The organism is Micromonospora sp. CPCC 206171 (assembly GCF_036906755.1).
Lineage (GTDB): Bacteria > Actinomycetota > Actinomycetes > Mycobacteriales > Micromonosporaceae > Micromonospora > Micromonospora purpureochromogenes.
In genome coordinates this window covers 194,824-208,108 of sequence record NZ_JBAKHT010000002.1, presented here as the reverse complement: position 1 = coordinate 208,108, position 13,285 = coordinate 194,824, and the positions used below count along the sequence as shown (strand labels likewise).

Genomic DNA, 13,285 nt, shown 5'->3' with positions numbered 1-13,285 from the left:
GTCGCCCTCGATGTCGGCGGGTCGTGGCGACAACTTCATGATCGACAAATGTCCGGCGGGGTGGGGGCGGGGTGGGTGTCGGAGGGGCGTGGTGGGATGTGGGGGTGCAGGGGTACCGGCTGGTGCGCCGGCCTGCCGGACCGGGCCCGGGGGCGGAGCGGTCCGCCGCGACGGTTCGGGGGGACCGTGGAGCCGGCGGGGCGCTGCAGGGACACGGCCGGGCGGGCGCGGGCGTCGAGGGGGAGCCGCGGTCCGAGGGGTCGGCGGTCGATGGCGCGCATCCCGGTGCCCGGCTGACCGACCCGCTCCAGGCGGAGATCGTCGGCCACACCGACGGGCCGATGCTGGTCGTCGGCGGCCCGGGCACCGGTAAGACCAGCACCCTGGTCGAGGCGGTCGCCGCCCGGGTGGCCGAGGGGGTCGACCCCGAGCGGATCCTGGTGCTCACCTTCGCCCGGCGGCAGGCCACCGACCTGCGCCACCGGATCGAGGCGCGAATCGCCGGGGATGGTCACCGGGTGGTCCGCGAGCCGCTGGTGCGCACCTTCCCCGCGTACGCGTTCGGGCTGCTCCGCCGCGCCGCCGCCGAGCGGGGCGAGCCGTCGCCCCGGCTGCTCACCGGTCCGGAGCAGGATCTGATCATTCGCGAGCTGCTCGACGTGGTGGGCGAGGAGCCCGGCGACGACCCGGTCGGCTGGCCGGAGGACCTGCGCCCCGCGCTGCGTACCCGGGCCTTCGCCGGCCAGCTGCGCGACCTGCTGATGCGGGCCGCCGAGCGCGGCGTCGGGCCGGTCGAGCTGGCCCGGCTCGGCGAGAAGCTCGGGCGCGCCGACTGGCCGGCCGCCGCCCGCTTCCTCCGCGAGTACGTCGCCGTGCTCGCCCTGCGGGACGTCGCCAACCGCGGCTCGATCGCGTACGACCCGGCGGAGCTGGTGCGCGCCGCCACCGGGATGCTGCTGGACGACCCCGAGCTGCTGGCGGCCGAGCGGCGCCGGCTGGCCCACGTCTACGTCGACGAGCTGGCCGACACCGACCCCGCCCAGCAGGAGCTGCTCGCCGTCATCGCCGGCGGCGGCAAGCCGCTGGTCGCCTTCGCCGACCCGGACTCCTCCACGTACGCCTTCCGGGGCGCCGACCCGGCCGTGGTGCACACCTTCCCGCACCGGTTCCGGACAGCCTCCGGCGCACCGGCCGCGCACGTCGTGCTGACCACGTCGTACCGGGCCGGGGCGGGGCTAGTCGCCGCCACCGGGCGGCTGGCCCGGCGGCTGCGCGGCCCGGCCGCGCACCGGGCCCTGCACCCGCTGCCCGACGCGCCGCCCGGCACGGTGCAGGTGCGCACGTTCCGTTCCGGCACCAGCGAGTCGGCCTGGCTCGCGCACGCGCTGCGGTCGGCGCACCTGCTCGACGGGGTGCCCTGGTCGCGGATGGCGGTGCTGGTCCGCTCGACCAACCTGCACCTGCCCTCACTGCGCCGCGCCCTGCACACCGCCGGGGTGCCGACCGTGGTGCACGGCGAGGACCTGCCGCTGCACCTGCAACCCGCGGTGGCGCCGCTGCTGCTCCTGCTGCGCTGCGCGCTGGAGCCGGATCGGCTGGACGAGGAGACCGCCGTCGCCCTGCTCCACTCGCCGCTGGGCGGCGCCGACCCGCTCGCCGAGCGACGGCTGCGCCAGGGGCTGCGGGCGCTCGCGCTGGCCGCCGGCGACCGCCGCCCCTCCGGCGAGCTGATCGTCGAGGCGCTGCGCGACCCGGCGGAGCTGGCCGCGATCGACCGGCGCTGGGTGGAGCCGGCCCGGACGGTGGCCGAGCTGCTCGCCACCGCGCGGACGGCGGCCGCCACCCCCGGTGCCACCGCCGAGGAGGTGCTCTGGGCGGTGTGGCGGGCCAGCGGCCTCGCCGAGCGCTGGGCCGGGGCGATCAACCGGGGCCGGGCCGCCACCGGCGAGCACGAGACCGCCCAGCGCTGGCGGGCCGAGGCCGCCGACCGCGACCTCGACGCGGTGATGGTGCTCTTCGACGCCGCCGCCCGCTTCACCGACCGGCTGCCCGGCGCGCGTACCGAGGTCTTCCTCGACCACGTCCTCGGCCAGGACCTGCCGGCCGACACCCTGGCCGCCAGCGCGGACCGGGGCGAGGCGGTCCGGCTGCTCACCGCCCACGCGGCCAAGGGCCTGGAATGGGACCTGGTCGCCGTCGCCGGGGTCCAGGAGGGAATCTGGCCCGACCTGCGGCTGCGCGGCAGCCTGCTCGGCTCCGAGCGACTGGTCGACGTGCTCGCCGGCCGGGCCGACGGCGCCGGCACCCGGGCCAGCCTGGTCGGCCAGACCTCGGCCCTGCTCGACGAGGAGCGCCGGCTCTTCCACGTCGCGGTGACCCGGGCCCGGCGCCGGCTGCTGGTCACCGCGGTCGCCTCGGCGGCGGTCGGCGGCGACGACCACGAGGAGCAGCCGAGCCGTTTCCTGCACGAGCTGGGCACCACCGAGCCGCCCGCAACCGGGGCGGGCGGCCCCGCGCCGACCGACCCGGCGCCCGGCCCGACGCCGGCCGGCCCGGCGCCCGGGTCGAAGCCGACCGACTTGACGCCGACCGGATCGAAGGCGACCGGCCGGACGGCGGATCGACCGGGCGACGGTGCCGCAGCGTCCGTCCCGGCATCGGATCGGCCGGGGGACCGTGCCGCGGTGACGGGCCCAGTCGCCGACCGACCGGGCGATGGCGCCGCAACGATCGCCCCGGACCGGCCCGGCGAGCGTCCCGCAGTCACCGGCCGGGTCGCCGCCGACCGACCGGGCGATGGCGCCGCCCTGACCGCCCCGGCGGCAACGGCCCGGCCCGGCGCCACCGTGTCGTCGGCTGTGGACGACGAAGAGCCCCACCAACCCGGGGAGCTGCCGGTCGGGCGTCCGCCCCGGGCGCTCACCCTGTCCGCGCTGGTCGCGGAGCTGCGTACCGCGGTCACCGAACCGGCCGCGCCGCCCGCCCGGCGGCGCGCGGCGGCGGCCGAGCTGGCCCGCCTGGCCGCCGCCGGCATCCCCGGCGCCCACCCGGACGACTGGTGGGGCCTGCGCGGCCTCTCCGACGACCGGCCGTTGGTCGACGAGGGCGAGCCGGTCCGGGTCACCCCGTCGGCGATGGAGAGCGCGCTGCGGTGCAGCCTGCGCTGGCTGCTGGAACGGCACGGCGGCAGCGGCCCGGCCAGCGCCGCGCAGGGCGTCGGCAACCTGGTGCACGCCGCCGCGATGCTCGCCGAGGACGCGAGCGCGGACCGCACCGCCCTGCTGGAGTACGTCGCCGCCCGGTTCGACGCGATCGAGCTGGCCGCCCGGTGGATGGTCGGCCCGGAACGCTCCCGCGCCGAGGCCATGGTGGACAAGCTGCTGCGCTGGCTTGCCGGCAACCCGCGCCGGCTGCTCGCCATCGAGCACGAGTTCGCCGTCCGCCTCGACGACCCGAGCCGCCCGGTCGAGCTGACCGGCCGGGTCGACCGGCTGGAGGTCGACGCCGACGGCCGGCTCGTGGTGATCGACCTGAAGACCGGCAAGTCGACGGCGGTCACCGAGCGGGAGGTCGCCGAGCACCCGCAGCTCGGGGCGTACCAGGCGGCGGTGGAGGCGGGGGCGTTCGCCGAGTTCGGCGAGGAGTCCGGCGGTGCCGCGCTGGTGCAGCTCGGCACGGGGGCGAAGGACGCCAAGGAGCAGGCCCAGGCCGCCGCCGGGGAGGGTCCGGAGGCCGGCTGGGCCACCGCCCTGGTCCGGCGCACCGCCGATACGATGGCCGCCGCCACCTTCGCGGCGGTCGCCAACTCGAAGTGCCGGGTCTGCCCGGTGCGCACCAGCTGCCCGGTCTCCGGGCAGGGGCGCCAGGTCGTCGAGCCCCCAGCGACCCGCACCCCGGAGGAGCCGTGACCGCGCGCACTGAGCGAGCCCCGCAGTCGCGAACCGAGGCGGAACCGGGAGCGCGAGGAGTGAGCTTGCGAGCCCCGCAGTCGCGAAGCGAGGCGGAACAGTGACCCAGCCCACCCTGTTCAGCACCGCCGCCCCGGCGCCCCGGGCCGCCGACGCCGGGCCCCGCTACACCCCGGTCGAGCTGGCGAAGCTGCTCCGGCTGCCGGCCCCGACCCGGGAGCAGGCGGCGATCATCGCCGCGCCGGTGGAACCGCTGCTGGTGGTGGCGGGCGCCGGCTCGGGCAAGACCGAGACGATGGCCGCCCGGGTGGTCTGGCTGGTCGCCAACTCGTACGTCCGGCCCGAGCAGATCCTCGGCCTCACCTTCACCCGCAAGGCCGCCGGTGAGCTGGCACACCGGGTGCGTACCCGGCTCGACCAGCTGGTCCGGCGGCTGGGCCGGCGCGGGCGCGACCCGCTGGACGACCCGCTCGCCGGGGAGCCGACCGTCTCGACCTACCACTCGTACGCCGGCCGGATCGTCACCGAGCACGGGCTGCGCGCCGGGTACGAGCCGACCACCCGGCTGCTCACCGAGGCGTCCCGCTGGCAGCTGGTCGACCTGCTGGTGCGCAACTACGACGGCGACATGTCCGAGGTCGACCGGATGCCCAGCACCATCACCGACGCGGTGCTGGCGCTGGCCGGGGAGCTGGACGAGCACCTGGTCGACCCGGACCAGCTGGCCGCCTGGACCGGCCGCTTCTTCGCCGACGTGCAGTCCCGCCCCGGCCGGGTCTACGCCGACGTGCGTAAGGCGTTGCAGCTCCAGCAGACCCGGCTGAAGCTGCTCCCGCTGGTGCGGGCGTACGCGCGGCGCAAGGACGACTTCGAGGCGATGGACTTCGCCGACCAGCTCGCCCGGGCCGCGCGGGTGGCCCGCGACCACCCGGCGGTGGGCGCGGTCGAGCGGGACCGCTTCCGGGTGGTGCTGCTCGACGAGTACCAGGACACCAGCCACGCCCAGGTGGTGCTGCTCAACGCGCTGTTCGGCGGCGGCCACCCGGTCACCGCGGTCGGCGACCCCTGCCAGTCCATCTACGGCTGGCGCGGGGCCAGCGCCGGCACCCTGGAGCGGTTCCCGACGGAGTTCGCCCGCGCCGACGGCACCCCGGCCGAGGTGCTGAGCCTCACCACGAGCTGGCGCAACCGGCCGGAGATCCTCGGCGTGGCCAACGCGCTCTCCCTGCCGCTGCGCGCCGCCGGCGCACAGGTGCCCGAGCTGCGCGCGGCGATGAGCGTTCGGGACCCGATCCCGCACCGCAGCCCGGGCGGCCACGCCGCCGGCACCGTCCACTGCGCGCTGCTGGAGACGTACGCCGACGAGGCGGACTGGATCGCCGACAGCGTGCTCGCCGCCTGGCGGGGTGCCGCCCGGCTGCCCGGGGCGCTGCCCGAGCACATCCCGGTGCCGCAGCGCCCCACCACCGCCGTGCTGGTCCGGCTGCGCAGCCAGATCCCGGCGATCGAGGCGGCGCTGCGGGCCCGCGGCCTGCCGGTCGAGGTGGTCGGCCTGGGTGGCCTGCTGGACACTCCCGAGGTCCGCGACGTGGTCTGCACCCTGCGGGTACTCGCCGACCCGACCGACGGGGCGGCGCTGCTGCGGCTGCTCACCGGCGCGCGCTGGCGGATCGGGCCGCGTGACCTGGTGGCGCTGCACCGGCGGGCCCGGGCGATCGCGCGGGCGCGGCACCGGCTCACCGGCGACGACGGGCCGGAGATCGCGGTGGACGTGCTGGACGAGGCGACGCTGGTCGAGGCGCTGGCCGACCTCGGGCCGGCGCAGGCGTACTCGGCCGAGGGCTACGCGCGGCTGCGCGCGTACGGGATGGAACTGGCGCTGCTGCGCTACCGGCTGGACCAGACCCTGCCGGAGCTGATCGCCGACATCGAGCGGACCATCGGCCTGGACGTGGAGGTGGCGGTCCGCGCCGGCCGGGACGGCGCCGGCGACGCCGGGCTGGCCCGGGGCCACCTGGACGCCCTGGGCGACGTGGCCGCCCGGTTCAGCGGCGAGACCCCGGGCGCCACCCTCGCCGGGTTCCTGGCCTACCTGGCCGCCGCCGAGGACGAGGAGCGCGGCCTGGCCCCCGGCGAGGTGGAGGTGGTCGAGGGCGCCGTGCAGGTGCTCACCGCGCACGCCGCCAAGGGTCTGGAATGGGACGTGGTGGCGGTCGCCGGGCTGACCCGGGGAGTCTGGCCGGGGCCGGTGCGCAGCTCCGACCACTGGCTGGGCGGGCTCGGCGTGCTGCCGTTCCCGCTGCGCGGCGATGCCGACGGACTGCCAGAGCTGGGCCTGGCCGGGGCGGAGGACCAGCGCGGGGTGGCCCGGGCGGTGGAGGACTTCACCGACGCCTGGCGGGCGCATGACGAGCGGGAGGAGCGCCGGCTGGCGTACGTGGCGGTGACCCGGCCGCGTCGGCTGCTGCTCTGCTCCGGCTACTGGTGGGGGGAGGGGACCAAACGCTTCCGTGGCCCGTCGGTCTTCCTCCGCGAGGTGCACGACGCCTGCCTCGACGGCGCGACCGGGCACCTGGTCGACGCCTGGGCGCCCGAGCCGGCCGGGGACGCGGTCAACCCGACCACCGAGATGGTGCTGCGGGCGGAGTGGCCGGCGGACCCGCTGGGCGCCCGCCGGCCGGCGCTGGCCGAGGCCGCCGCGCTGGTCCGCCGGTTCCTCGCCGACCCCGAGGCGGCCCGCCGCGATTCGGCCCCGGCCGAGGGCCGGGCCGAGTCGGCCTCGGGCGAGGATCAGGCCGAGCCGGCCCCGGGCGAGGTGCGGCCGACCGAGGTGGACGATCCGGAGGTGGCGCGCTGGCGGCGGGAGGCCGACCTGCTCCTCGCCGAGCGGGCCGAGCTGCTGCGGCAGGCCGAAGCCGTGGAGGTGGCGCTGCCCGGGCACCTGTCGGTGACCCAGCTGGTGGCGCTGCGCCGCGACCCGGAGGCGCTGGCCCGGACGCTGCGCCGGCCGATGCCGACCGAGCCCAACCCGTACGCGCGGCGGGGCACCGCCTTCCACACCTGGCTGGAGCAGCGCTTCGGCGCCGACCGGCTGCTCGACGTGGACGAGCTGCCCGGCGCGGCCGACGCGGACGCCGCGCCGGACGAGGCGCTGGCCGAGTTGCAGGAGCGCTTCCTGGCCAGCGAGTGGGCCGAGCGGGTGCCGGTGGAGGTGGAGGTGCCGTTCGCCACAGTGCTCGCCGGGGTGGTGGTCCGGGGCCGGATGGACGCCGTCTTCGCCCGCCCCGGTGGCCGCTACGACGTGGTCGACTGGAAGACCGGCCGCCGGCCCACCGCCCGGGAGGCCGAGGTGGCGGCGGTGCAGCTGGCCGTCTACCGGCTGGCCTGGGCCGAACTGGCCGGGGTGCCGGTCGACCGGGTCGGCGCGGCCTTCCACTACGTCCGGGAGGGCGTGACGGTGCGGCCGACGGACCTGCTCGACGCCGACGGGCTCACCGCGTTGATCGGCGGCGTACCGGAATTTCCGCCCGGGGGTGGCGCGGCGGGCAATCCGTGATAGGTTCGTCCTGTTGCAGTTTTGGTTTCCAGAGACTCTGTGTGCGCCTGGCGGATTGTGGCCCCAGGCGCTCTTTGTTGTGTCCGGAGTTCTCCGGGCGGGGCGACCAGAAGCGACAAGCGATTCGCGCATTCCCGCGCGGAGCGCTCCTCTTCGAGCCCGCAACAGGTGCGGGTTCGACGTTCCGTCAAGGAGACAGAACACATGGCTATTGGCACCGTCAAGTGGTTCAACGCTGACAAGGGCTTCGGCTTCATCACCCCGGACGGCGGCGGCGCCGACGTCTTCGCCCACTTCTCGGCGATCCAGTCCTCCGGCTACCGGAGCCTGGACGAGAACCAGCGGGTCGAGTTCGAGGTGACCCAGGGCCAGAAGGGCCCGCAGGCGGAGAACATCCGCCCGCTCTGATCCTCGGATCAACCCGTAACACCCTGATCTTCGGATCGACCCGTAACACCCTCCGCGCCCTCCGGGCGCGGTGACGGGACCGGTCCGCCGCGCCGCCCCCCGCTCCGGCGGGAGTGGCGTGCTGCGGCGGACCGGCCTGTACCCCTTCGGTTCGTGCTTGTGAGTCGCGGCGGATCTGCTCCGCCGGCGACAGCGCCGATTCACGGCGCCCTCCCTCGACACGTGCCGCGTCGAGGAAGGCATTTCCGCATGACCATGACCATTCCCACCTTCGCCGCGACCGGCCTGGCGCCGGCACTGCTCACCGAGCTCACGGCGCAGGGCATCACCGAGCCGTTCCCGATCCAGACGGCCACCCTGCCGGACTCGCTCGCCGGCCGCGACGTGCTCGGCCGGGGCCGTACCGGCTCGGGCAAGACGCTCGCCTTCGGGCTCCCGCTGCTGTCGCGTACCGCCGGCCGCCGGGCCCGCCCCGGTCGCCCGCTGGTGCTGGTGCTGGTGCCGACCCGTGAGCTGGCCCAGCAGGTCACCACCGCGCTCGCCCCGTACGCCCGCGCCGTCGGGCTGCGCTGCGCCACCGTGGTGGGCGGGCTGTCGTTGCAGCGGCAGGCGGACGCGCTGCGCTCCGGCGCCGAGGTGGTGGTGGCCACCCCCGGCCGGCTGCACGACCTGATCAACCGGGGCGACGCCCGCCTCGACCAGGTCGCCATCACCGTGCTGGACGAGGCCGACCAGATGGCCGACATGGGCTTCCTGCCGCAGGTCACCAAGCTGCTGGAGCAGGTCGCCCCGGACGGCCAGCGGATGCTCTTCTCCGCCACCCTGGACGGCGGCGTGGACAAGCTGGTCCGCCGCTTCCTGAGCAACCCGGTCTCGCACTCGGTCGACCCGGGCACCGCCACGGTGACCGCGATGACGCACCACGTGCTGCACGTCGACGCGGCCGACAAGCCGGCCGCGCTCACCCAGATCGCCGCCCGTGACGGCCGCACCATCATGTTCATGGCCACCAAGCACCGCGCCGACCGGATGGCCCGCCAGCTGTTGGCCAAGGGGGTACGCGCCGCCGCCCTGCACGGCGGCAAGTCCCAGCCGCAGCGCACCCGGATCCTGGAGCAGTTCCGCACCGGCCAGGTGACCGCCCTGGTCGCCACGGACGTGGCGGCGCGGGGCATCCACGTGGACGGGCTGGACATGGTGGTCAACGTGGACCCGCCGACCGAGGCGAAGGACTACCTGCACCGGGGCGGTCGTACCGCCCGGGCGGGCGAGTCCGGCACCGTGGTCACGCTGGTCCTGCCCGAGCAGCGCCGGGACGTCTCCCGGCTGATGAGCGTGGCCGGGATCAAGCCGCAGTCGACCCAGGTCCGCCTCAACGACGGGTCGCTGGCCCGGGTGACCGGTGCCCGGGAGCCGTCCGGCGTGCCGGTGACCATCGCCGTCCCGCAGCCGGCGCCGGCCGCGCGTACCGCCCACGGTGGCGGGGAGGGCGCGCGCTCCGCGCACCGCACCTCGGGCCGCTCCCGGCGCCCGCGCCGTCCGCGTACCGCCTGACCTTTCCGGCCCGCAGCGGCCGCGCACCGCCCGACGGCGGTCGCGCGGCCGCTGTTTCCGTTTCCCGCCCCGGGCGGCACATCCCGTCCGGCCCGGCATCGCTGAAGATCGTCGACGTGGCGGGGCCGGACGGCCACGCTGGGTGAACGTTCGGCCGGCTGAGTCGGCAAACAGGCGAGGTTGGGTCTGATCGGCGACTGTCCCGAGGTCCCTGCCTGATCGAAGCTTGTACCGGGGGGAAGATCCGGCCGGGGGCGGCCGGGCACGGGAGGGGTGACCATGGCGGGCGACGCCGATTCGGGGGCGGTGCGCGAGCTGCTGGTGGTGTTCGCGGTGGCTGGCGCGGGGTTGGTGCTCGCCATGGTCGCGGCGTTCGCGCCCTGGCACCCGAGGCCGGGGCGCGCCGCCCCGGCCGGGCTGGTGGAACTGCGCAGCCCGGCCGGCTCGGCCGGCCCGGCGGTGGAGTTGACCTCCGGCTAGCCGGGGGATGGTCCCGGGACCGCGGTCGACGAGGGGCCGGCGCGCGGGGGGTCGACCTCCGGCTGGCCGGAGGCGGTCGCGGGACTGCGGCCGGCGAGGGGCCGGCACGCGGGGTGGCCGGTCGGGCTCCGGGGGGAGGACCGACCGGCCGTCACCCGATGGCGGAACGCTCGCGGCGGACCAGCAGGTCGGCCAGCGTGGTCCGGTCGACCACCACGGCGATCGCGCCGTGCACGGCGAGCCAGACGTCCCGCAGCCCGGTCGCCACCCCGTGGTAGCCGGCGTCCTCCGCCGGCAGTCCGCGCACCGTGGTCAGCGAGCCGCCGACGGCGCGCAGCACGTCCCCGACGCTGATCTCCCGGGCGGGCCGGGTCAGCGCGTACCCGCCCTCGGTGCCGCGGTGGCTGTGCAGCAGCCCGGCCCGGCGCAGGTCCAGCAGGATGCCCTGGAGGAAGCTGAGCGGGATGCCCTGGCTCTCCGCCAGCGCCGCCGCCTTCACCAGCTCGCCACCGGCCCCGCCGGGCGCTGTCGGCCCGCCGGCCGGCCCCGACCCGTCGGACGGTTCCGAGCCCGTCGGCCCGCCGTCGCCGCCGGTCGAGGCGGCGGCGACGGCGAGCATCGCCCGGAGCGCGTAGTCGCTGCGCGCGGAGACGTACACGTCACTGACCAGCCTGGTCCAGTACGCCCCAGCGGCGCCGGATCGCCTCGTCCGCCGCGCCGAAGGCCGCGTCGACCAGCAGACCCACCACCAGGATGATGATCATGATGGCCATCAGTCGGGGTGCGTCGGAGAAGTCCCGGGCGTAGGTGAGCTGGGCGCCGATCGACGTCTTCTCGGCGATCACCACCAGCAGCTCCCCGGCCATCAGGCTGCGCCAGGCGAACGCCCAGCCCTGCTTGAGCCCGGCGACGATGGCCGGGAGGGCGGCGGGGGCGATGACGTGCCGGTAGAGGCTGATCCCCCGGGCGCCGAGGTTGCGGCCGGCCCGGACCAGCAGCGGCGGCACGTAGTCGACGCCGTGGATCACGCCGTTGGCCACCGACGGCGCCGCGCCGAGCACCACCACGAAGAAGATCGCCTGCTCGCTGAGCTGGAACAGCAGGATGGCCAGCGGGAACCAGGCGATCGACGGCATCGTCTGCAGCGCGGTGATCATCGAACCGAGGGCCGCGCGGAGCACCCGTGACCGGGCCACGCCCAGGCCCAGCACCAGTCCGACCGCGACCGCGGCGGCGAAGCCCACCACGGCGCGTCGGGCGGTGGTCGCCAGCCCGTCCCAGAGCGCGGGGCTGACCAGGTAGTTCCCGAGATCGCCGAACACGACGGCGGGACCGGGCAGCGCCCACGGGTCCTTCCAGCCCGTCCAGACCACCACCTGCCAGAGCCCGACGGCCAGGCCGAGCGCGGCGAGCTTCGGCCAGGTGGCGGCCCAGAGCCGGCCGGCGCGGCTGCCGACCTTCTCCCGCCCGGCGATCTCCAGCGCGTCCAGCCCGGAGATCTCCGCGTCGGTGCGCTGCGGTGCGGCGAGCGTTTCACTGGCCATGGCGGCCCACCTCCGTACGGAGCCGGTCGGTCACCTCGGCGGCGATCGCGGCGATCTCGGGGGAGTCGATGCGGCGCGGCCGGGGCACGTCGACCTCGGTGGAGTAGATGATCCGGCCCGGCCGGCTGGAGAGCAGGATGATCCGGTCGGCGAGCCGGGCCGCCTCCCGGACGTTGTGCGTCACGAAGAGCACGGTCAGCCGGCGTTCGGACCAGATCCGTTCCAGCTCGTCGTGCAGGATGTCGCGGGTCATCGCGTCCAGGGCGCCGAACGGCTCGTCCATCAGCAGGACCGGCGTCTCGAGCGCGAGGGTGCGGGCCAGGGCGACGCGCTGGCGCATGCCGCCGGAGAGCTCGTGCGGGCGCTTGCGGCCGAAGTCGGCCAGATGCACCGTACGGAGCAGCTCCGCGACGCGTTCCCGGCGCGCCGCCCGGGGCAGCCCGCGCAGCTTGAGCGGCAGCTCGACGTTGCCCTCGACGGTCAGCCAGGGAAATAGCGCGGACTCCTGGAACATCAGCCCCGGCTCGACGTCCGCGCCGACGTCGATCTGCCCGCCGCTGGGCCGGTCCAGGCCGGCGACCAGGTTCAGCAGGGTGCTCTTGCCGCAGCCGGAGGCGCCGACCAGGCAGACGAACTCGCCGGGCGCCACGTCGAGGGAGACCCCCTCCAGGGCGAGGACGGCGTTCTCGCCCCGCCCGTACACCTTGGTCACGCCGCGCAGCGCGACCTGGCCGGTCGCGCTGCGCGGGGTCGTCGTGGCCGACGTCATGGTTGGACGACCTCGGGCTTGCCGCTCGCCTTGAGGGCCTCGTTGAGGTACTTGAGGTCGTAGAGACCGTCGAGGCTGGTCGGCTTGGTCAGCTCGACCGCGACCGCGTGGTCGAGCCCGGTCTTGAGCGAGGCGGCGATCGGGTCGTTGGTGAACTCCAACGTCGGCCAGGCCTGCTTGATCAGCTTGAGGTCGAGCGGCTTGCCGGTGATCTTGCCGATGGCGTCGGAGATCGCCTGCTGGGACTCGTCCGGCTTGCTGTTGACGAACTCGTTCGCGGCGACCTGCCCCTCGACCAGCTTCTGCACCACGTCCGGGTGCGCCTTGAGGAACTTCGTGCTGACGATCAGGTTGGTGATGACGAACTTCCGGTCCGGCCAGAGGTCGCGCTCGTCGACGAGCACCTTGCCGCCGGCGTTCACCAGCCGGGAGACGAACGGCTCGGGCACCCAGGCGCCGTCGATCGCGCCGCTGCCGAAGGTCTCCACCGTCTGGGAGTTCTCCTGCGGGACGACCTTGACGTCGCCGCCGCCCTCCTTGGTGGTCTTCAGGCCCTTCTCCTTGAGCCAGTAGCGCAGCGCCACGTCCTGGGTGTTGCCGAGCTGCGGGGTGGCGATCTTCTTGCCGCGCAGCTGCTCCACCGAGGTGATGCCCGGCTTGACCACCAGGGCCACGCCGCCGGAGGCGGCGCCGGAGACCACCCGGACCGCCTCCCCGTTGGACTTGGAGAAGGCGTTCACGGTGGGGTTCGGACCGATGTAGGTCGCGTCGAGCGCGCCGGAGAAGATCGCCTCGATCGCGGCCGGGCCAGCGTTGAAGGTCTTGGTCTCCAGCTTGACGTCGCTGCCGAGCTTCTCGGCGAAGACGCCCTTCTCCACGCCGACCACGGCCGGGGCGTGGGTGATGTTGGGGAAGTAGCCCAGCCGCAGGGTGACCGGGCCGGAGCCGCCGGTCTTGGCGCCGTCGTCGTCGCCGCACGCCGCGGTGGTCCCCGCCGTCGCCACGCCGATGACGGCGAGGGTGGCGAGGGAGACCAACCGACGGAAGGGGAGCCGTCTCATCGTCC

At 75.7% G+C, this 13,285-nt stretch carries 9 protein-coding genes; 5 read left to right on the top strand and 4 right to left on the bottom strand.

The genetic code is table 11. The features are described from left to right. Positions 1-104: 104 nt before the first annotated feature. The 5 genes from V6U89_RS03685 to V6U89_RS03665 all read left to right on the top strand — a co-directional run bounded on the left by V6U89_RS03685 (position 105) and on the right by V6U89_RS03665 (position 9,906). Positions 105-3,908 carry an ATP-dependent helicase gene (locus V6U89_RS03685; protein ID WP_334569160.1) on the top strand — a complete coding sequence of 1,268 codons (3,804 nt, stop codon included), beginning with the start codon at positions 105-107 and terminating at the stop codon, positions 3,906-3,908. 100 nt (positions 3,909-4,008) lie between these two features. Then, on the top strand, positions 4,009-7,464 hold the full coding sequence (locus tag V6U89_RS03680; protein WP_334569159.1) for an ATP-dependent helicase: 3,456 nt from the start codon (positions 4,009-4,011) through the stop codon (positions 7,462-7,464). A gap of 204 nt (positions 7,465-7,668) precedes the next feature. Further along, positions 7,669-7,872, top strand: coding sequence for a transcription antiterminator/RNA stability regulator CspE (gene cspE / locus V6U89_RS03675; RefSeq protein ID WP_007464836.1), 204 nt, complete (start codon positions 7,669-7,671; stop codon positions 7,870-7,872). 249 nt (positions 7,873-8,121) lie between these two features. Further along, the gene (locus V6U89_RS03670) at positions 8,122-9,426 is read left to right on the top strand and encodes a DEAD/DEAH box helicase (protein ID WP_334569158.1); all 1,305 of its coding nucleotides are present in this window, start codon (positions 8,122-8,124) and stop codon (positions 9,424-9,426) included. 279 nt (positions 9,427-9,705) lie between these two features. After that, complete coding sequence (locus tag V6U89_RS03665) at positions 9,706-9,906, top strand: hypothetical protein (protein ID WP_154942138.1); 201 nt, start codon at positions 9,706-9,708, stop codon at positions 9,904-9,906. 151 nt (positions 9,907-10,057) lie between these two features. Here the strand turns inward: V6U89_RS03665 and V6U89_RS03660 are convergent, their stop codons facing one another. From V6U89_RS03660 to V6U89_RS03645, 4 genes are read right to left on the bottom strand one after another with little or no spacing between them, the layout of a single operon-like run. Continuing rightward, positions 10,058-10,564 (bottom strand): RrF2 family transcriptional regulator, encoded by a 507-nt coding sequence (locus V6U89_RS03660; RefSeq protein WP_334569157.1) that lies wholly within the window; start codon positions 10,562-10,564, stop codon positions 10,058-10,060. Between the two features lies 1 nt (position 10,565). After that, positions 10,566-11,450 (bottom strand): ABC transporter permease, encoded by an 885-nt coding sequence (locus V6U89_RS03655; RefSeq protein ID WP_334569156.1) that lies wholly within the window; start codon positions 11,448-11,450, stop codon positions 10,566-10,568. Continuing rightward, on the bottom strand, positions 11,440-12,219 hold the full coding sequence (locus tag V6U89_RS03650) for an ABC transporter ATP-binding protein (RefSeq protein WP_334569155.1): 780 nt from the start codon (positions 12,217-12,219) through the stop codon (positions 11,440-11,442). The genes V6U89_RS03655 and V6U89_RS03650 overlap by 11 nt, the downstream gene beginning before the upstream one ends. After that, positions 12,216-13,280: an ABC transporter substrate-binding protein gene (locus V6U89_RS03645; protein WP_334569154.1), complete on the bottom strand. Its 1,065-nt coding sequence runs from the start codon at positions 13,278-13,280 to the stop codon at positions 12,216-12,218. Before V6U89_RS03645 ends, V6U89_RS03650 begins: the two co-directional genes overlap by 4 nt. Positions 13,281-13,285: the final 5 nt, after the last annotated feature.

Coding starts and splice junctions, on each gene's coding strand:
- cspE (WP_007464836.1), top strand. CDS start 7,669: ATGGCTATTGGCACCGTCAAGTGGTTCAACGCTGACAAGGGCTTCGGC.
- V6U89_RS03670 (WP_334569158.1), top strand. CDS start 8,122: ATGACCATGACCATTCCCACCTTCGCCGCGACCGGCCTGGCGCCGGCA.
- V6U89_RS03665 (WP_154942138.1), top strand. CDS start 9,706: ATGGCGGGCGACGCCGATTCGGGGGCGGTGCGCGAGCTGCTGGTGGTG.
- V6U89_RS03655 (WP_334569156.1), bottom strand. CDS start 11,450: ATGGCCAGTGAAACGCTCGCCGCACCGCAGCGCACCGACGCGGAGATC.
- V6U89_RS03650 (WP_334569155.1), bottom strand. CDS start 12,219: ATGACGTCGGCCACGACGACCCCGCGCAGCGCGACCGGCCAGGTCGCG.
- V6U89_RS03645 (WP_334569154.1), bottom strand. CDS start 13,280: ATGAGACGGCTCCCCTTCCGTCGGTTGGTCTCCCTCGCCACCCTCGCC.